Annotated in this window: 16 protein-coding genes; 9 read left to right on the forward strand and 7 right to left on the reverse strand. The window is 66.5% G+C overall.

The features are described 5' to 3' along the window. Window positions 1-27 precede the first annotated feature (27 nt). Window positions 28-1,596 (forward strand): FAD-dependent monooxygenase, encoded by a 1,569-nt coding sequence (locus ON32_RS26240; RefSeq protein WP_083874806.1) that lies wholly within the window; start codon window positions 28-30, stop codon window positions 1,594-1,596. Between the two features lie 99 nt (window positions 1,597-1,695). After that, window positions 1,696-2,664 carry a serine/threonine-protein kinase gene (locus ON32_RS26245; RefSeq protein WP_051133712.1) on the forward strand — a complete coding sequence of 323 codons (969 nt, stop codon included), beginning with the start codon at window positions 1,696-1,698 and terminating at the stop codon, window positions 2,662-2,664. A gap of 56 nt (window positions 2,665-2,720) precedes the next feature. On the opposite strand, the gene ON32_RS26250 is transcribed toward ON32_RS26245, so the two are convergent. Both ON32_RS26250 and ON32_RS26255 read right to left on the reverse strand, forming a co-directional pair. Continuing rightward, complete coding sequence (locus tag ON32_RS26250; RefSeq protein WP_040793716.1) at window positions 2,721-3,383, reverse strand: enoyl-CoA hydratase/isomerase family protein; 663 nt, start codon at window positions 3,381-3,383, stop codon at window positions 2,721-2,723. Then, window positions 3,380-4,048 carry a TetR/AcrR family transcriptional regulator gene (locus tag ON32_RS26255; RefSeq protein WP_040793717.1) on the reverse strand — a complete coding sequence of 223 codons (669 nt, stop codon included), beginning with the start codon at window positions 4,046-4,048 and terminating at the stop codon, window positions 3,380-3,382. The genes ON32_RS26250 and ON32_RS26255 overlap by 4 nt, the downstream gene beginning before the upstream one ends. A gap of 210 nt (window positions 4,049-4,258) precedes the next feature. On the opposite strand from ON32_RS26255, the gene ON32_RS26260 reads away from it, so the two are divergent. Continuing rightward, window positions 4,259-5,608: a lipase family protein gene (locus tag ON32_RS26260; RefSeq protein ID WP_051133731.1), complete on the forward strand. Its 1,350-nt coding sequence runs from the start codon at window positions 4,259-4,261 to the stop codon at window positions 5,606-5,608. 24 nt (window positions 5,609-5,632) lie between these two features. Here the strand turns inward: ON32_RS26260 and ON32_RS26265 are convergent, their stop codons facing one another. Next, window positions 5,633-6,175: an ArsI/CadI family heavy metal resistance metalloenzyme gene (locus tag ON32_RS26265; protein ID WP_051133713.1), complete on the reverse strand. Its 543-nt coding sequence runs from the start codon at window positions 6,173-6,175 to the stop codon at window positions 5,633-5,635. Between the two features lie 94 nt (window positions 6,176-6,269). On the opposite strand from ON32_RS26265, the gene ON32_RS26270 reads away from it, so the two are divergent. The 5 genes from ON32_RS26270 to ON32_RS26290 all read left to right on the forward strand — a co-directional run bounded on the left by ON32_RS26270 (window position 6,270) and on the right by ON32_RS26290 (window position 10,231). Continuing rightward, on the forward strand, window positions 6,270-6,629 hold the full coding sequence (locus ON32_RS26270; RefSeq protein WP_040793718.1) for an Rv2640c family ArsR-like transcriptional regulator: 360 nt from the start codon (window positions 6,270-6,272) through the stop codon (window positions 6,627-6,629). A gap of 191 nt (window positions 6,630-6,820) precedes the next feature. After that, a complete protein-coding gene (locus ON32_RS26275; protein WP_051133714.1) occupies window positions 6,821-7,483 on the forward strand; it encodes a sugar O-acetyltransferase in 663 nt (220 codons plus the stop codon). A gap of 26 nt (window positions 7,484-7,509) precedes the next feature. Further along, window positions 7,510-7,833, forward strand: coding sequence for a hypothetical protein (locus ON32_RS26280; protein ID WP_157224384.1), 324 nt, complete (start codon window positions 7,510-7,512; stop codon window positions 7,831-7,833). A gap of 83 nt (window positions 7,834-7,916) precedes the next feature. Next, a complete protein-coding gene (locus tag ON32_RS26285; RefSeq protein ID WP_217998124.1) occupies window positions 7,917-8,507 on the forward strand; it encodes an NADPH-dependent FMN reductase in 591 nt (196 codons plus the stop codon). Window positions 8,508-8,695: 188 nt separating this feature from the next. Beyond that, window positions 8,696-10,231, forward strand: a complete 1,536-nt coding sequence (locus tag ON32_RS26290; RefSeq protein ID WP_245551303.1) for a glycosyltransferase family 39 protein — start codon at window positions 8,696-8,698, stop codon at window positions 10,229-10,231. 24 nt (window positions 10,232-10,255) lie between these two features. On the opposite strand, the gene ON32_RS26295 is transcribed toward ON32_RS26290, so the two are convergent. Continuing rightward, window positions 10,256-11,224: an Acg family FMN-binding oxidoreductase gene (locus ON32_RS26295; RefSeq protein ID WP_040793789.1), complete on the reverse strand. Its 969-nt coding sequence runs from the start codon at window positions 11,222-11,224 to the stop codon at window positions 10,256-10,258. 284 nt (window positions 11,225-11,508) lie between these two features. Between ON32_RS26295 and ON32_RS26300 the strand changes: the two genes are divergently transcribed. Further along, window positions 11,509-13,167 carry a catalase gene (locus ON32_RS26300; protein WP_040793721.1) on the forward strand — a complete coding sequence of 553 codons (1,659 nt, stop codon included), beginning with the start codon at window positions 11,509-11,511 and terminating at the stop codon, window positions 13,165-13,167. A 31-nt stretch (window positions 13,168-13,198) separates the two neighbouring features. On the opposite strand, the gene ON32_RS26305 is transcribed toward ON32_RS26300, so the two are convergent. The 3 genes from ON32_RS26305 to ON32_RS26315 all read right to left on the reverse strand — a co-directional run bounded on the left by ON32_RS26305 (window position 13,199) and on the right by ON32_RS26315 (window position 16,231). Further along, on the reverse strand, window positions 13,199-14,515 hold the full coding sequence (locus tag ON32_RS26305; RefSeq protein WP_040793722.1) for a cryptochrome/photolyase family protein: 1,317 nt from the start codon (window positions 14,513-14,515) through the stop codon (window positions 13,199-13,201). Between the two features lie 52 nt (window positions 14,516-14,567). Further along, window positions 14,568-15,188, reverse strand: a complete 621-nt coding sequence (locus tag ON32_RS26310; protein ID WP_040793723.1) for a lipocalin family protein — start codon at window positions 15,186-15,188, stop codon at window positions 14,568-14,570. A gap of 149 nt (window positions 15,189-15,337) precedes the next feature. Continuing rightward, window positions 15,338-16,231, reverse strand: a complete 894-nt coding sequence (locus ON32_RS26315) for a hypothetical protein (protein ID WP_051133715.1) — start codon at window positions 16,229-16,231, stop codon at window positions 15,338-15,340. Window positions 16,232-16,400 lie beyond the last annotated feature (169 nt).

Raw genomic sequence — 16,400 nt, forward strand, 5'->3', positions numbered from 1 at the left:
TACCTATTTAGTGTTACATAGGGTCCTATGGAAACTGACATATCGACATCGCGGTCACGGGTCGTCATCGCGGGCGCCGGACCGACCGGTCTGATGCTGGCCATCGAACTACGGCTCGCGGGAATCGAAGTCGTCGTGGTGGAGCGGCGCTCATCGGGTACCGTCGGTGAGTCGCGCGCACCCGGTATCAATGCTCGTAGTCTCGAGATCTTCGCCCAACGCGGATTGGCCGAGGAGTTCCTCGACCGCGGTAAGACCCTGCCCGCGGTCTTGTTCTCCGGTATTCCGATGAACCCGCATCGATTCGATCCGGACTGGCCCGCCGCGCTGATCCTGCCGCAGCACGAAACCGAGCGAATTCTCACTACCCGCGCAACCGAACTCGGCGCTCGTATCGTGTGGTCGACCGCCGTGGTGGACCTGTGTCAGGACGCCGACGGAGTCGAGGTCCGGCTCGACAGGCCGACCGGTCCGGACTCGATCCGCGCCGACTACCTCGTCGGTTGCGACGGTGGGCACAGCGCTGTGCGCAAGCTGTGCGGTATCCCGTTTCCCGGCGACGAACCGGTCTCGTTCTGGGTGGTCGGCGATGTGCGATTGGATTGTCCGCCCGACGGTAACGGCGTTTTCGGCCGCAACGAACACATCGGCACCTACCAGATCTCGCGGGCCGAACCGGGATGGTTCCGCCTGAGCCTGATGTACGCGAAACCCCCCGCCGACCGCTCGGCGCCGGTCACCCTGGACGAACTGCGGGAGGTTATGCACGACGGACTGGGTACCGATTACGGTCTGCGCGATGCGCGATGGGCTTCGCGCTTCTCCGATGGCTTCCGTCAGGCCACCCACTATCGTCGGGGCCGGGTGTTCCTCGCCGGCGATGCCGCCCACACCCACGCGCCGATCGGGGGACAGGGTCTGAACCTCGGAATCCAGGACGCGGTGAACCTGGGCTGGAAACTCGCCGCCGTACTCGGACATGCCGCGCCCGACTCGCTACTGGACACCTACCACGAGGAACGGCATGCGATCGCGGCCACCGTGCTTCGGCTGACCAGAGCCCAGACTGCGCTGATCAAACCGGGGCGGCAGAACGACGACCTCCGTGATGTCGTCGCCGATATCCTCACCGTCCCGCAGGTCTGCCTGCAGCTCAGTGGAATTCTCAGCGGGCTGGATCTGCGTTATCCCCTCGGTGACACCCACCCCCTGCTGGGACGTCGAATGCCCGATACGGTCCTCACCACCGACCGCGGCGATACGACCGTGTTCGACCTGCTGCGTCGTGCCCGGCCCGTGCTGATCGATCTCGGTGTCGACGGATCGGCCGACGCCCTCGCGCCATGGAGCGACCGGGTGGACCGTATCGTCGCCCGGCTCGTATCCGCCCCATCCGACGGCCGGTGGCATGTGCCGGTATTCGGTGACGTCCCCGCAGTGGATGCAGTGCTCCTTCGTCCCGACGGCCACGTCGCCTGGGTCAACCCGGCCGGTCAGGCCATCGACCGCGCTGCCCTGACCGCCGTGCTCACCGGATGGTTCGGCGGGACCGAGGCGTGCGCCCACACGCCGATATCCGCTACTGCCGTGCGGTGATCGGGCCGTCACGGCCGCCTGCTCGACGTCCCCACCGGGGTGACCGGCCGGCCACTGTGGGGAAGGATCCGAGTGAACCCGCTCGATTATGGTGGGACGATGATGGCGCTCGAGCCGGGGGACCAGTTCGCGGGTTTCGTCGTGCGGGCCCAACTGGGCCACGGCGGTAGCAGCGAGGTGTACCTGGCCGAGGATCGGCAGCGATCGCGGCAGGTGGCACTGAAGATCCTGGGTCCGGTCGACAGTCGATCGCCCGAGGCGCGGGCGCGATTCCTGCACGAATACGACATCCTGTCCGCGCTGCGGCATCCCGCCATCGTGCGAATGTACGCACACGGGGAAACCGATGGCCGGCTGTGGTCGGCGCGGGAGTATGTGGCGGGCACTACGGGATCGACGGTGGTGCCGATGCCGTGGCAGCGGCCGGATCTGCGGCGCGCGCTCCATATGCTGACCCGGGTCGCGGCGGGTTTGGACCACGCGCACGCCAACGGCGTGGTTCACCTCGATATCAAACCGGCGAACGTGTTGGTGGGGATCGACGAACCCGCCACGGTGAAGATCTCGGATTTCGATCAGGGCCGGTGGTTGCATCGGCCCGAACCGCCCTTGGCCACCAACGGTTTCGTCGTGGTGTCGGTGCCGTATGCCGCGCCGGAGCTGTTGCGGGCGGATACGGTGTCACCGGCGACGGATCAATACGCGCTGGTCTGTTCGGCGGTCGAGCTGCTCACCGGTCGTCCGCCGTTCCCACGGGCCGATCTCATGGCCACCGCGCAAGCGCATCTGCGCGAGCGGCCGCCGCGGATCTCCGAGCGTCAACGGTGGATTCCCTCCGAGGTCGACGAGATCCTGCACCGGTCACTCGCCAAGGATCCCCGTGCCCGCTACGACTCGTGCGCCGAACCCATTCGTCTGCTGGTGGAGGCGCTCCGGAACGTCGATCTGCGCGCCTTCGCCCTGTTGCGGAACCGGCTGAAAGCGGCATTCACCCGAGCACGTCCCCCGAGGACCGCCGCCGGTGAGTCCGCAGCGGAGACGAGTGAGGTCGGGTCCCGCCTGCGATAGGGGGTCTCACCGGTGGGCGGGGCACGGGGTTGTCGTGGAGCCCACGGGGGCGCACGTCACCGGCCGGGGTGGGCGCGCAGGGTTTCGACGACGGAGGCGAACATGGTGGTCTTGATGGCCCGCACCGTGTCGGGGTTCTTACCGAGGAGTGCGTCGAGGCGTTCGACGGCGCTGTCGAGAACCCGCTCCTCGGTGGCGGTGTCGTCGACGAGCCCGGCGGCCAGAGCCTGCCCGCCGCCGTAGCGGTGGCCGGTGGTCATGGCGGTGATCGCGGTCTGCGGGACGATCTTGGCCTGGATCAGCGCGGCCATTCCGGGTGTGAAGGGGATATTGATATCGACCTCGGGGAAACAGTAGTAGCCGCGGTCCTCTCGCATGACGCGGTAGTCGTGTGCGATCGCCAACATCGCCCCGGCGCCGAAGGCGTGGCCGTTGACCGCGGCCACGGTCGGCATCGGGAAGGTCAGGACCCGGGCGAACAAATTGTGCACGCGCTCGACATACCAATCCGTGCGGTCACCATTGGTCATCAGGAAATCCAGATCCAGACCATTGGAGTAGAACTTGCCGATTCCGACGGTCACGAGGCCCTGTGCGTTGCGTTCCACCTCGTCCAGGTGGGTTTCGAGGCTGTCGAGCCAGGCGGGAGAGAACCGGTTCTCGCCGTCGCCGAGGTTCAGCACGGCGACCTTGTCGCGATAGGACAGCTGGGTGGTCATGGTTGCACCTTTCGGTTCGGTCGGGCGGCCGGGTCGCCGGGCCGCGTCGGTTCGGGAGGTGGGAGCGTCAGCACCGCCCGCACCGCCGCGGCGAGGCGGGCCCGTACGGCGGGTTCGGGGGTGCGCCACCCGCGTAACAACAGTGCGGCGGGCAGTTCCACCACGCAGTCACGGATGACCGCGATCGACTCGGGATCGGCGCGGTTCCACACCCCGCGCGAGAGCCGAACGAACAATGTGGCGAGGTCCTGGTCGAGATTGCGCAACCGCGCGGCCACCTCGGTCGGAACATCACCGGAGCCGAGAATTTCCGTGCGGCGCACGGTCAGCAGGAACCGTCCGGAGATCGGGTGCCGGATCGAATATTCCGCGGGGGTGTCGGCCGCCGCCACGACGGCCTCGATCGCGTTCTGCGGCGCCGGTCCCGCGGCGAAGGCCGCCTCGACGGCGTTGCGCTGCAATTCCAGAAAGCGTTGCGCCGCGCGCAGCCAGACCTGTCCCATCAGCCCCGCCCGCGACCCGAACGCGTGGTAGATCGCCCCGTTGGAGATCGAGGTGGCCTCCGAGAGGGCGCGAACGGTGACCGCCGCGGCACCGGATTCCACGGCGATCTTCTCGGCGGTGTCCAGCAACCGATTCGGATCGTGGGTACGGGGACGAGGCATTACCGGAGAGTAACAGAGCAGTTGCTCTGTATTTTTCGAGGGTCCGGAGAAGGGTGTCGCGTCGACCGTTGTGGGATCGCGGATCCGTCCGAGTTCGCCGATCCTCGACTTTTGAGCGAGGGTTGTTTGTAATGTGGGCCACGCAATGCTTCTGTGTCCTGCGTCACTTCACGGAAGTCGGTGCGGCGACCACGAATGGAGTCGAATTCGATGCGAAGTGGTGTGTGGGCCCGATCGGCGGCGGTGGTGATGGCCCTCGGGATGGTATTCACCGGGTTCGGTGCACCGCCGGCGTCGGCTAGTCCGCCCGATATCTCGGCGCCTGCCGGGCCGTGGGGGTCTTTCTACGATCCGCCCTCGGTGCTTCCGGGTGGGACGGCCGGGGATGTGATCCGCGAACAACCCTTCACCCCCGTCCTGTCGATTCCGTCGGCAACGGGAACCTTTCCCGGTTCGGCGCGACGCATCATGTACCGCAGCATCGACGACACCGGTCGCGCGATTGCGGTGACCGGCACCTATTTCGAGCCCGATGTTCCGTGGGCGGGTAACGGGCCGCGTCCCTTGGTGTCGCTGGCCTCGGGAACGATCGGCGCGGGTCGCCAGTGCGCGCCCTCGATCGCCATGCAGTCGCTGGTGCGCTACAGTCCGCCGTTGGATGTGTCGATCGCCTACGAACAGGCGGCCGTCGCCTACCTGCTGGCGCGGGGGATCGCCGTCGTCTTCACCGATTACGTGGGTCTGGGCACTCCGGGCCCGCACCCCTACGGCAACCGGACCGCCTCGGCGCGTGCGGTCATCGACGCGGCCCGAGCCGCTCAACGACTTCCGAGGACCTCGTTGAGCTCGGAAGGCCCGATCGGATTCTGGGGCTACTCCCAGGGCGGCCATGCCGCGGCGGCCGCCGCGGAACTGCAGCCGACCTACGCCCCGGAGCTGAATGTGCGGGGCACCTATGCCGGAGCTCCGCCCGTGAAGCTCGACGACACCCTGGCCCGGGCGGAAGGAAGCACCCTCATCGGGGTCGTCGGCTATTTCCTCAACGGCGCAATGCGCACGAACCCGGAGATCGGACCGGTTCTCGACCGTGTTCTCAACGACCGGGGCCATGTCATGATGCGCGATACCGCCGGCCAATGTGTTGGGGAGACCCTGCTGAACTACTCGTTTCAGCGCACCTCGCAATGGACGAAAACCGGTGAATCCCTGGGCGCCGCAGTTGTCGATGACCCGGTCGGCCGGCGCGTCGTCGAGGATCAGGCCGTCGGAAACCTGACTCCCACCGCGCCGGTTCTCCTCGCGTCCAATGTCAACGACGACGCGGTCCCCTACAACCGCGTGTACGACCTCGCGCAAGCCTGGTGTGGACGCGGGGTGCCGGTCACGCTGGAGACCATCGAGTTGCCGCCGATTCTTCCGGGGACCGCGGTGGGGCACGGGATCCCCGAATTCGCCAATGTGCCCGCGGCGGCGGCATGGATGATCGATCGTTTCAACGGGATCGCGGCCCCGTCCTGTGGTCCGGAGCCGGTCGGCGACACCGCACCGCGGGCGGGGTGACCGTCCCGCCCGCGGTCGAGGGGGTCACACCCTCGAGGCGGCTTCCGTCGCCGTGCTTCGGCAATCCCGGATGTCGACTGCGGGTGCGCAGCACGCCGCCGGAGCCTCGGTCGCCGTCTCGGATGCGGACCGGCGGCGACCGTTGGTGCCGCAACACGTCGGTGCCGTGTCGTCGTCCGGTGCCGGCGCGGCGCCGAAGTCCTCGGTATCGGCCAGGACCGTGTAGATCTCCCACCGTTCGCCGTTCGGGCCGGTCACCCACACCTTGTCCTGGGTGGCGTAACAACATGTGGTCGCGATCTGCTCCTCGGTGAACAACCCGGCCTGTGACAGGCGCGCGATCTCGGCCCGGACCTGCTGTGTGGACTCCACCTCGACGCCGAGATGGTTCACATTGCCACCGCGGCCGGGGTTCTCGACGAGTACCAGCTTCAGCGGCGGTTCGTCGATTGCGAAGTTCGCGTAGCCGGGCTTGCGTTTGGCCGGTTCGATGCCGAACAGGGTCGAGTAGAACCCGACCGCGGATTCCAGGTCGTCCACATCGAGTGCGAGCTGTATGCGGGACATTGCCACCACCACCTTTTTGATGTATGTCGAATTTCTGACAGCGCCAGTCTGCCACCTTTTCGACATAAGTCAATAATCTCGATAGCATGGCTTCATGCCCAAAGCGTTGCCCGTGATCGATACGACCGCTCCCGTCTGCTGCCCACCCGTGGCGGCCGAACCGGTCGACGACGAGGCCGCTCTACATGTCGCGCTCCGGTTGAAGGCCCTTGCCGACCCGGTTCGGGTGAAACTGATGTCACTGCTGTTGACCGGACCGGACGCCGGACGTAACGGTGGGGAACTCGCGGAGGCGGTCGGACTGTCCGAATCGACGGTCAGTCATCACCTTTCCCAACTGCGCAAAGCGGGTCTGATTCACTCGGAACGTCGCGGTATGAACGTCATCCACCGTGCCCACCGCGACGCTCTGGCTGCGCTCTGTCTCGTTCTCGACCCCAACTGCTGCCGGTAACCCGCATTCGCACTTCCCGGGCTCCCGGCCGGGCCTATCGCGCACGACGAACCGCTGCGGCGTCGTCATCTGCGAGGTCACCGATGACACGCAGCGTTGTCGGAGGTCCGATTCGTGCGCAACGGTCGACAGGGTCCGGGAGTTGTCGGGGCGGGGTGGCTCCTCGGGCCGGGGCAACTACGCTCGGACAGATGTCGGAGCAGCCCGCGGATAACCGATCCATGCGCGAGCGCATGATGTCCGGAGACCTCTATCGCGCCGACGACCCCGAGCTGGTCGAGCAGAGTCTGCGCGCCATGGATCTGATGGAAGCGTTCAATGCCACGCCGATGCGCGATGCCGCTCGGCGACGATCCCTACTGGCCGAACTGCTCGGCGCGATCGGCGACGCCACGGAGATTCGGCCACCCTTGCGGGTCGATTACGGTCGCCATATTCGTATCGGGGCCCGTACATTCGTCAACTTCGGCCTGGTGGCCTTGGATGTCGCGTCGATCACGATCGGAGACGACGTGCAGATCGGCACCAATGTGCAGCTGCTCACGCCGACCCATCCGCTCGACCCCGCGCAACGTCGCGCGAAATGGGAGGCCGCCGCACCGATCGTCATTGCCGACAATGTCTGGCTGGGAAGTGGGGCGATCATTCTGCCCGGTGTGACGATCGGTGAGAACACCGTGGTGGGAGCCGGTTCGGTGGTCACCCGTGATCTACCGCCGAATGTCGTTGCGGTGGGCAACCCGGCGCGGGTGGTTCGTACCCTCACATCCTCCGACGCGGATCGACGCCCCCCGGTAGCGTTCCGGGACGGGAGGTTCGGGTTCGAAGCGTGCCCGCCGAACGCACTCGGATAGCGCGCTCGCGCAGTGTGATACAGCGCATGCCGGACGAGGAGATCGATGCCGCCCGCGCCGCCGATCGGATCACCACCGCGCATTTCCGGGCCGGCGGACGGGTGATCGCCACCATGTGCACCGGGATGGCCCAGTGGTTCCACGAGAGAGGGATGACCCGCCCGAGGGAATCGCCGCGCAATACGGAGAATTCGCCCTCGGCCTGTTGGGAGCGAATCGGGTGGGATCGGATGTGCGGTCCTGAGGGGTCGACCCCTATCGCATCGCTCGCGGGTGGCAAAGCCGGTGGTTCGGCGGTGCGAATACTGCCCTCTCGCATCGGCCGACACGGGTGCCCCGCGAAAATTTGACCTCAACAATAGTTGAGGAAGCAGGGTGGGGTGTGTGCGGTCTACGTGGCCGCCGAGCACACGAAGGGAATACAGCAATGACGATGGCAACACCCACTACCGATACGTCCACCCCGCCGCTGCGGATCGCGGTGGTGCTCGGCAGCGCACGGGTGGGACGTTTCACGCCCATTGTGGCCGACTGGTTCTCGAATCGGGTGAGCGCACGCCCTGATATCGAGATCACTGTCATCGACGTGGGGGCGATGGAGTTGCCGCACTCGTTCGGTGAGCCTGTGCCGGGCGGCGACGATATACGGGCGGCTCTCGCCGCCGCCGATGCGTTCGTGATCATCACTCCGGAGTACAACCACAGCTATCCGGCAGCCCTGAAGAACCTTATCGATGCGCACAATCGGGAATGGCATGCGAAACCGGTCGGCTTCATCAGCTACGGCGGGATATCGGGTGGTCTGCGAGCGGTGGAGCATCTGCGCGGTGTTTTCGCCGAACTCCACGCCGTTACGGTGCGCGATACCGTCAGCTTCCACAATCCGTGGGGGCAGATCGACGAGCAGGGCGCTCTGATAACCGATCCGGCCGCCGATACCGCGGCGAAAACCTTGCTGGACCAACTGGTTTGGTGGGGGGAGACATTACGCGCCGGGCGTGCGGCTCGCCCCTACGGCCGATAGGGCCATCGAGACGGTCACCACGCTCGGTGGTGCACCACCGATGTCATCCGAACGGCTATCGGGAAATCGGTCGCAGGAAGGATTACCCATCGGTCGCAGGAAGGATTACCCATCGGTCGCGGGATGGATTACGCGGGAAGCGGCCGGCTGTACCGTCGGAGAGGCTGCCCGGATCGTCAGGAGTATTCGTGACCGCAACCGCCGATATCGAGAAACGCCCGTCGCATCCATCGACGCTCCCGTCGCCGGCCGCGGTCCGAGTGGCCGCGGTCGGCGCGGTCTCGGCCATCGTATTGACACTGTCGGCGACCCGGTACGGGTACTTCGGCGACGAGCTCTATTTTCTCGCCGCGGGACGGCGCCTGTCGTGGGGGTATGCCGACCAGGGGCCGATGCTGCCGTTGTTGGCGCGAATCATGGACACCCTCGTCCCCGGATCGCTGGTCGCGCTGCGACTACCGGCCATTGCGGCGACCGTACTCGCGGTGGTGCTGTGCGCCGCGATCGCCCGGGAATTCGGCGGCGGTCGCACGGCACAGACACTGACCGCGCTCGCCTACGCGACCTCGTCGTTTTTGCTGATGCAGGGCAAGAACCTGTCCACCAACGCGATCGATACCGCGTTGTGGGTCGTGATCACCTGGTTGGTGGTGCGGTGGGTGCGTACCCGCCGCGATCGGCTGTTGTTGTTCGCGGCGCTGGTGACCGCTGTCGATATGCAGGTCAAATGGCTCATCCCGTTCTTCTGGATCGCGGTTGTGGTGTCCGCATCGGTATTCGGCCCGCGACAACTGGTGCGCCGACCCCTGCTGTGGTTCGGCGGGCTCGTGGTACTCGTGACCACCGTGCCGTCTCTGCTCTGGCAGGCTCGTCACGGTTGGCCGCAGATAGCGCTGGGTGCGGTGATCAGCGAGGAAAGCGGCGTGCTCGGCGGTCGGTTGCTGTTCATCCCATTGGCGGTGATCTGCGCGGGAACAGCGGGCGCGGTTCTGTTGTGCTACGGGATGTGGGCGTTGCTGCGGACGCCGTCGTTACGCGAGTACCGGTTTCTCGGTGTGGCCACGCTGTTGATCGCCGGGGCATTCCTGGTTCTCGGCGGACGTATCTACTACGTCGCGGGGATGTACGCGGTGGTGTTCGGGGCAGGTGCGGTGGCCCTGACACAGCGCTGGGAGTGGGTCCGGTCCATCACGCGGAAACGGCTGATGAGCGGGACCGGATGGGTGCTGGTCGCCGTCTCGGCACTTCTGGTGGTCTGGTCGACACCATGGCAGGACCCGGCACGGATATCGCCGCCGGCCAGTGATCTCGAGGCGGCGTTGAACATCGGCCTCTACGGCGAGTTCGGTTGGCCGGAACTGGCCGCCGGTGTGATCGCGGCCTACGAATCACTGAGCCCGCCGGAGCGGGCGGATACGGCCGTGATCACCGAGACGTACTGGCAGGCGGGGGCGCTGGACCAATTGGCTCGCGATCGTCTCCCGTCGATTCACAGCCCCAGCCGTGGATTCGGTTACTTCGAGGCGCCGCCCGAGGTGGCGAACTATATCTGCGTGGGCGGCGACCAGGACCGGATGCAGACCCAGTTCGCGGTGCTGGAACCGATCGGTCGAGTCGATACGCGCCTGGGATTTCTCACCAACACTCGGGATGTGACGATATGGAAGTGCGCGAAGCCCCGCGCGCAGTGGTCCAGGGTCTGGTCGGAGTGGATGCATCTGTAGTAGGTCGTGTAAGTCGGTCGCGAGTCAGATCTCGAGTATTTCCTCGATGGAGCGGCGCGGTGTGTCGGCAAGTGGTGCCGACGTGCGGGGACTCCACCCCACCCGAACCATGGTCTGCGGATAGGCGCAGTTGTGGAGCAGGGAGGTTTGGATTTCCCGCCGCAGCTCGGGTAGGCCGAGCGGTTCGGTTTGCAGGCTGGTGGCCAGACCGAGGCTCGTCGCGGTGAGCAGCAATACGCTGGTCGCCTCTCCGGCGCGCAGTTGCGCCGCACGATCGTCGTAGGCGGTGCCGATGAGCAGCCACTGCGCGCCGTCCGGTGCGTCGAGGGGATCGATCAAGGTCGGTCGGGCGAAGGTCCGAAGCGGGATTTCGGCACCCGGTCGCGGCGGTGGGGTGTTCTGGGATGGCACACCGTCGGTGCCACGCACTCGGCCACTCCAGGTGGCGATCTCGTCCTGGTACTCCCGGTCGATGGCATGTTCGATGACGGCCTCCCGCATGGGCCGCGCCAGCAACGGCAGCATGCGATCCGGTACCTGCCGGATGGCCGCGCCGAGCGCGGAAACCCGAGTGGCCATCGCGCGAATATAGCGGGCGGGGATCGGTCGGCAGAGGTAACGACGGCGGTCGGTGCGCCGTAACAGGATGGCCGCCGCCAGATCGATATCGTCGTTGGTGGGCAGGGCGGGAGTGGGGTGTACCACGGCGAGATATTCGGGAACCCCGGGATCCGGGCAGCGGTCGACGGTGGTGGCCCAACCGAGCGCGGTCAAGGCCACCCGCAGATGGTGCAGTGTGGTGCCGCAGCTGATGACGAGTGCCCGTTGGAAGGGGTCGGTGGCGGTCAGATGGCGGTCGGTGTCCGCGAACAGATGCATACCCTCGGAGTCGATACGCCATCGCCAGGGCTGACTGTTGTGGACCGAGGGCGCGCGCACTGCCAGACCGAGTGCGATTTCGATGGTCTGACGATCCGGGTTCGGACATGACATGGCGGCGTATCCCTTCGGTCGTATGTGGTTTTCGCCGGGTGGCCCGGACGGGCAGCGGGAGGCGATATGGGTACGCGCCCGAGTCGCGGCCGCCGCGCCGATGCCGGGTGGGGCTGTATCGGGCCGGCGGGACTTCTCGTATTCGAGAATAGGCATTTGCACCGGTCATAGCAGTAGTGGCGATGCATCGGACGAGCAGCGGTTTCGCATTCGGCGCCGCTGTTTGGGTCCGCCGTTGCGGGGTAAGCGCCTCGAAGCAGTCACCCATACGGAGGAGCGCAGCGATGACCGACGTCGCGTCACCGGGCTCGGCGGGCGAAGACGACCGCCGCGTCCTCACCACCCGGCAGGGCCACCCTGTCCACGACAACCAGAACCAGCGCACCATCGGTGCCCGGGGACCGGCGACCCTGGAGAACTATCAGTTCTTGGAGAAGATCAGCCACTTCGACCGTGAACGCATCCCCGAACGGGTGGTGCACGCACGCGGCGCCGTCGCCTACGGCTATTTCGAGGCCACCGGCCGCTGGGGCGATGAACCGATCGAGAACTACACCCGCGCGAAAATCTTCGCCGAACCCGGGAAACGAACCGACCTGGCCGTGCGTTTCTCCACGGTCATCGGCGGCCGTGATTCCTCGGAAGTGGCCCGGGACCCGCGCGGTTTCGCGGTCAAGTTCTACACCGAGGACGGCAACTGGGATCTGGTCGGCAACAATCTGGGTGTGTTCTTCATTCGGGACGCGATCAAGTTCCCGGACGTGATCCACGCGCTCAAACCCGATCCGGTGACCTTCCGGCAGGAACCGGCCCGCATCTTCGACTTCATGTCCCAGACGCCGGAGTCGATGCACATGCTGGTGAATCTGTTCAGCCCCCGAGGTATCCCGGCCAACTACCGCACCCAACAGGGTTTCGGGGTCAACACCTACAAATGGGTGAATGCCGAGGGCAAGACCCACCTGGTCAAATACCATTGGATTCCGAAGGCCGGCGTGCGCAGTCTCACCCAGTCCGATGCCGCGGCGATTCAGGCCGAGGACCTCGGCCACGCGAGCAAGGACCTGTACGAGCACATCGCGGCGGGTGACTACCCGGAATGGGAGCTGCGGGTGCAGCTCATGAGCGATGACGAGCATCCGGAGTTGAACTTCGACCCGCTCGACGACACCAAGGTATGGCCGGAGAACGAATTCCCACCCCAGCTCGTCGGCACGATGGTGTTGAACCGGAATGTGGACAACCACTTCCTGGAAAACGAACAGATCTCCTTCGGCACCGGTGTGCTGGTGGACGGGCTCGATTTCTCCGACGACAAGATGCTGGTGGGACGCACCTTCTCTTATTCGGACACCCAACGTTACCGGGTGGGCCCGAACTATCTGCAACTGCCGGTCAACAGGCCGAAGCACGCCCATGTCGCCACCAACCAACAGGGCGGGCCGATGGCCTACGGCAACGATGACGTGGGGGAGAACCCGCATGTCAACTACGAACCGTCCATCACCGGCGGATTACAGGAGGCGCGGCCACCGGCCCACGACGAGCAGGGGCCGCAGATAACCGGACGGTTGACGCGGAAACATATCCCTCGCACCAACGACTACGAACAGGCCGGTCAGCGTTTCCAACTCATGCACGCCTGGGAACAGGACGATCTGGTGACCAACCTGGTCGCCAATATCGGCCAGGCGGCCCGCGCGGTGCAGGAACGGATGGTCTGGCATTTCTACATGTGCGACGACGAACTGGGACAGCGCGTGGGCGAGGGGCTCGGTATCACCGCCGACGATGTCCGTGATCTGGAGCCGTTGCCGAGCCAGACGCTGACCGAGGAGGAGCTGCAACGGGCGGCGAACCTCGGGAAGAACGGACCCCGTGACGTCGAGGGGTTGCAGATGACCCACTGTGTTCCGAACGAGCGCGAGGTGCACGCCGGCTGACCCCGGTCGACCACGCCCGGGCCGGGCCCGGCTACATTCCGGCGACCTCGATGATCGGGGCCGGATAGTCGACCTGCTCGCGCCACGGGCGATGTATTCGGGAGCCGGGCAGGTGGGCCAGTTCGGGAATCAGGCGCCGCACATAGGTTCCGTCCGGGTCGTAACGTTCGGCCTGGCGCAGCGGGTTGAGCACGCGGTTGGGTCGGGTGTCCGTGCCGGTGCCCGCCATCCATTGCCAGTTGAGCTGGTTGTTCGCCATATCGCCGTCGACCAACCAGTACAGGAAGTGTTTTGCGCCGATGCGCCAGTCCACCCGCAGGGACTTGCTCAGGAAGGAAGCCGAGATCAGACGGGCCCGGCCGGGCATCCACCCCTCCGCGCGCAACTGACGCATTCCGGCGTCCACGATCGGATATCCGGTGCGGCCCTCCTGCCAGGCGGCCACGGCCTGTGGGTCGTCGCGCCACCGGATGCCCCGGTCGCGGTAGTCCGACCAGGTGGCGTCCGGGCGGGCGGCCAGTAGCTGGTGGTGGAAGTCGCGCCAGGCCAGCTGCCGGACGAATGTCTGTCCGTCCGCGGTGTGCGGGTCCACTCGGTGCACCAGCTCGGTGGGAGACAGACAGCCGAAGTGCAGGTACGGGGACAGTCGTGAGGTGGCGTCGGCGGCGAGGTCGTCGCTGCGTGTTGCATAGTCCTCGATCGACCCGGACAGCCATTCGCGCATCCTCTTGCGCCCCGTGCTCTCACCACCGACGGCGAGCCGGGGCGAGGCCGGGCCCGCGCACAGCTCGGTCGGGTCGGGCAATGGCAGGCGCCGCACGCGCGGGGTGGTGAGCTCGTGCGGCGCATCGAGCGGTTCCCGCCGCTGCGCGGTGAGCCAGCGTCGGAAGTACGGGGCGAAAACGGCGAAATGGTCGCGGCCGGTGGTGGGGACGAGCGACCGTGGATCGGACACGGTGATGGTGGTGGGGTGGGTGTGCAGGCGACATTCCCGACGGGAAAGACGGTCGCGCAGAGCGCTTTCCCGTCGACGACCGTAACAACCGAGATCGGTGGCGATATGCACGCTCCGAGCGCCCACCTCGTCCACCACCTGCTCCACCTCCGTGGCCACGTCACCGCGGCGCAATACGAGCTCGCCGCCAATGGCACGCAGCTCGGCGGCCAACTCGGCCAGGGCGGCGGTCAGGAACCGGATCCGGTTCGGTGCGGCGAAGGAGCCGGAGAGGATGTCCTCGTCGAGGACGAACAGCGGCACCACCGCCGCGCTTTCTCGGACCGCGGCGGTCAGCACCGGGTTGTCGTGCACCCGCAGATCGCGGGTGAACAAGGCGACGGTGACGGTCACCGGAACAGGTCCCGGTGACCGTCACGGATTGTCGGATTGCCGGACAAGTGCGTCACCGCACACACAGGGGGACGATACGCGGATCACCGCCCGTCGTCGGCGAGGTCAGATAGAAGCAGGGATTCTGTCCCGCCGCGGTAATGGCCGCGCGTATCTGCTGCCAGGCGGTGTCGTCCAATACGGGTTCGCGGGCGAGGACGAAACCCGACACCCGGCTCGGGTCGGTGACAACGGCCCAGGAGTAATCCGGGCCGAGGGCGGTGACGATGTAGTTGGTGGGCCCTTCCACATTGTCCTGGGTCGGGACACCGGGGAAGCTCACCCGCAGCTGCGCCCCGGTCGCGCGGTCGTTGACCACGGCGGTGCCGGTGATCTCGTTGACCGTGTTCACCCAGGTGATACAGGAGTTGCGCACCGCGATATTGCCCTGCGGATCGAGCGAATAGTGCGCCTGGGTGTCACGGGCGCAGACCACGTTGAAGAACTGCGGTACGGCGGCCAGTTGCCACCACCTACCCAGGTAGCGGTTCAGATCCAGCCGCGGCACCGGCGCCGGTCCCGTATCCGCGGACACCGGACCGGCACCGCTCACGGTCGGAACCGCGACGGCCAGTGCCATCGCCGCCACCGCGAACAGCCGAGTGAGCATGCGTACCGAGCGTCGACCGGTCATATCGGCTCCTCGAGATCGATTCCTGCCGTACATCCACATACCTGCCGTACATTCCGGGAAAGCGCGGCAATGCTTTCCGCCGGCCGCACGGAACGGGACGCCGACCTTCGGCCTCTCGCCCGCGGACCCGGTGCGGATGGTCGCCGGACTCACGATTCTTCGATGGTGGGCGCCTCTTCCGGACCGAGGGCCTTCGGCGGGGCGCTGAGGGCGTGTGCCGCGCCCAGACCCGCCCCGATTCCCGCTCCGATGGCGGTGAGGGGAACTGCCATGAGGGCCGCGCCGTATGCGGCGCCGACGGGTGCGGCGGCCAGACCGATCGGCGCGAACGGAAGACCGATGGCCAGGCCGAGCGCACCACCGAAGCCCGCCCCGATGGCCGTGAACGGCAGCGCTGTCGCTCCGCCGACCGCCGCTCCGATCGCAGCCGCGCCGATGGTCTGTCCCGCGACGCGGTCGGAGCGGGTGCGTTCCATACCGACCGAATCGAGGAACGTCGCCAGGTTGGCCTCGGCGACCGCCGCACCGTCGTTGATCTGGATGGCCTGCTCGCGCGGCAGCCACTCCGGTGCGTCGACCTGCACGTCCCCGAACCGCAGGACACCGGGCGGCGGCGCGATCGGCGGCACCGGTTCGACCGGGCCGGGCAGGTGGAGGTTTTCCACCGGTGACAGGTACGCGGTCTTCGGAAGCGGGCGCGCCCACTGCAGAGAGCTCAACGTGTCGTCCGGGATGCGCATGCCCCGATAGGGACGCACATTCGGGGCTTCGGCGTCGGGCCACCGGATGGTCCGATCCTGATGCGCCGACCCGTCGGAATGGAGCGTTTCGTCGGACGGGATCGTCTCCTCGGCGATGGGGGCGATGTGGTGATGCTCGGTCCGGTTCACCGGTAGGTATCGGTAGGGCTCGGGGTGATAGGGCTCGGCACAGGCCGTGCCATTGCCTACCAGGGAGAGAACCAGTGGGACCGCTCCCGCCGCGACCATGAACCCCATCCGCTGCCGCCGCGGGCCGACCGCTCGATGCTTGCCAGTGCCCATCTATCGCCTTTCGTTCCGAAAGAGGTGCTACCTGGAGAAGAGATGTCGTCCCTTCACATTCGGACCCGGGAGCGTCTCGGATGGGTGTCGATGTCCTTCGAAAGCCGTGACCACGTCGATATCGCGCCCGATCCGACGCGTACTCGGCGGTCCGGCCGGCGCGGCCTGC

Source organism: Nocardia paucivorans NBRC 100373, from assembly GCF_000308675.1.
GTDB classification, from domain to species: domain Bacteria; phylum Actinomycetota; class Actinomycetes; order Mycobacteriales; family Mycobacteriaceae; genus Nocardia; species Nocardia paucivorans.

What these genes read in the sequence shown, in the direction of transcription:
- ON32_RS26240 (WP_083874806.1), top strand. Translation starts at nt 28, where the DNA reads ATGGAAACTGACATATCGACATCGCGGTCACGGGTCGTCATCGCGGGC.
- ON32_RS26245 (WP_051133712.1), top strand. Translation starts at nt 1,696, where the DNA reads ATGATGGCGCTCGAGCCGGGGGACCAGTTCGCGGGTTTCGTCGTGCGG.
- ON32_RS26250 (WP_040793716.1), bottom strand. Translation starts at nt 3,383, where the DNA reads ATGACCACCCAGCTGTCCTATCGCGACAAGGTCGCCGTGCTGAACCTC.
- ON32_RS26255 (WP_040793717.1), bottom strand. Translation starts at nt 4,048, where the DNA reads ATGCCTCGTCCCCGTACCCACGATCCGAATCGGTTGCTGGACACCGCC.
- ON32_RS26260 (WP_051133731.1), top strand. Translation starts at nt 4,259, where the DNA reads ATGCGAAGTGGTGTGTGGGCCCGATCGGCGGCGGTGGTGATGGCCCTC.
- ON32_RS26265 (WP_051133713.1), bottom strand. Translation starts at nt 6,175, where the DNA reads ATGTCCCGCATACAGCTCGCACTCGATGTGGACGACCTGGAATCCGCG.
- ON32_RS26270 (WP_040793718.1), top strand. Translation starts at nt 6,270, where the DNA reads ATGCCCAAAGCGTTGCCCGTGATCGATACGACCGCTCCCGTCTGCTGC.
- ON32_RS26275 (WP_051133714.1), top strand. Translation starts at nt 6,821, where the DNA reads ATGTCGGAGCAGCCCGCGGATAACCGATCCATGCGCGAGCGCATGATG.
- ON32_RS26280 (WP_157224384.1), top strand. Translation starts at nt 7,510, where the DNA reads ATGCCGGACGAGGAGATCGATGCCGCCCGCGCCGCCGATCGGATCACC.
- ON32_RS26285 (WP_217998124.1), top strand. Translation starts at nt 7,917, where the DNA reads ATGGCAACACCCACTACCGATACGTCCACCCCGCCGCTGCGGATCGCG.
- ON32_RS26295 (WP_040793789.1), bottom strand. Translation starts at nt 11,224, where the DNA reads ATGTCATGTCCGAACCCGGATCGTCAGACCATCGAAATCGCACTCGGT.
- ON32_RS26300 (WP_040793721.1), top strand. Translation starts at nt 11,509, where the DNA reads ATGACCGACGTCGCGTCACCGGGCTCGGCGGGCGAAGACGACCGCCGC.
- ON32_RS26310 (WP_040793723.1), bottom strand. Translation starts at nt 15,188, where the DNA reads ATGACCGGTCGACGCTCGGTACGCATGCTCACTCGGCTGTTCGCGGTG.
- ON32_RS26315 (WP_051133715.1), bottom strand. Translation starts at nt 16,231, where the DNA reads ATGGGCACTGGCAAGCATCGAGCGGTCGGCCCGCGGCGGCAGCGGATG.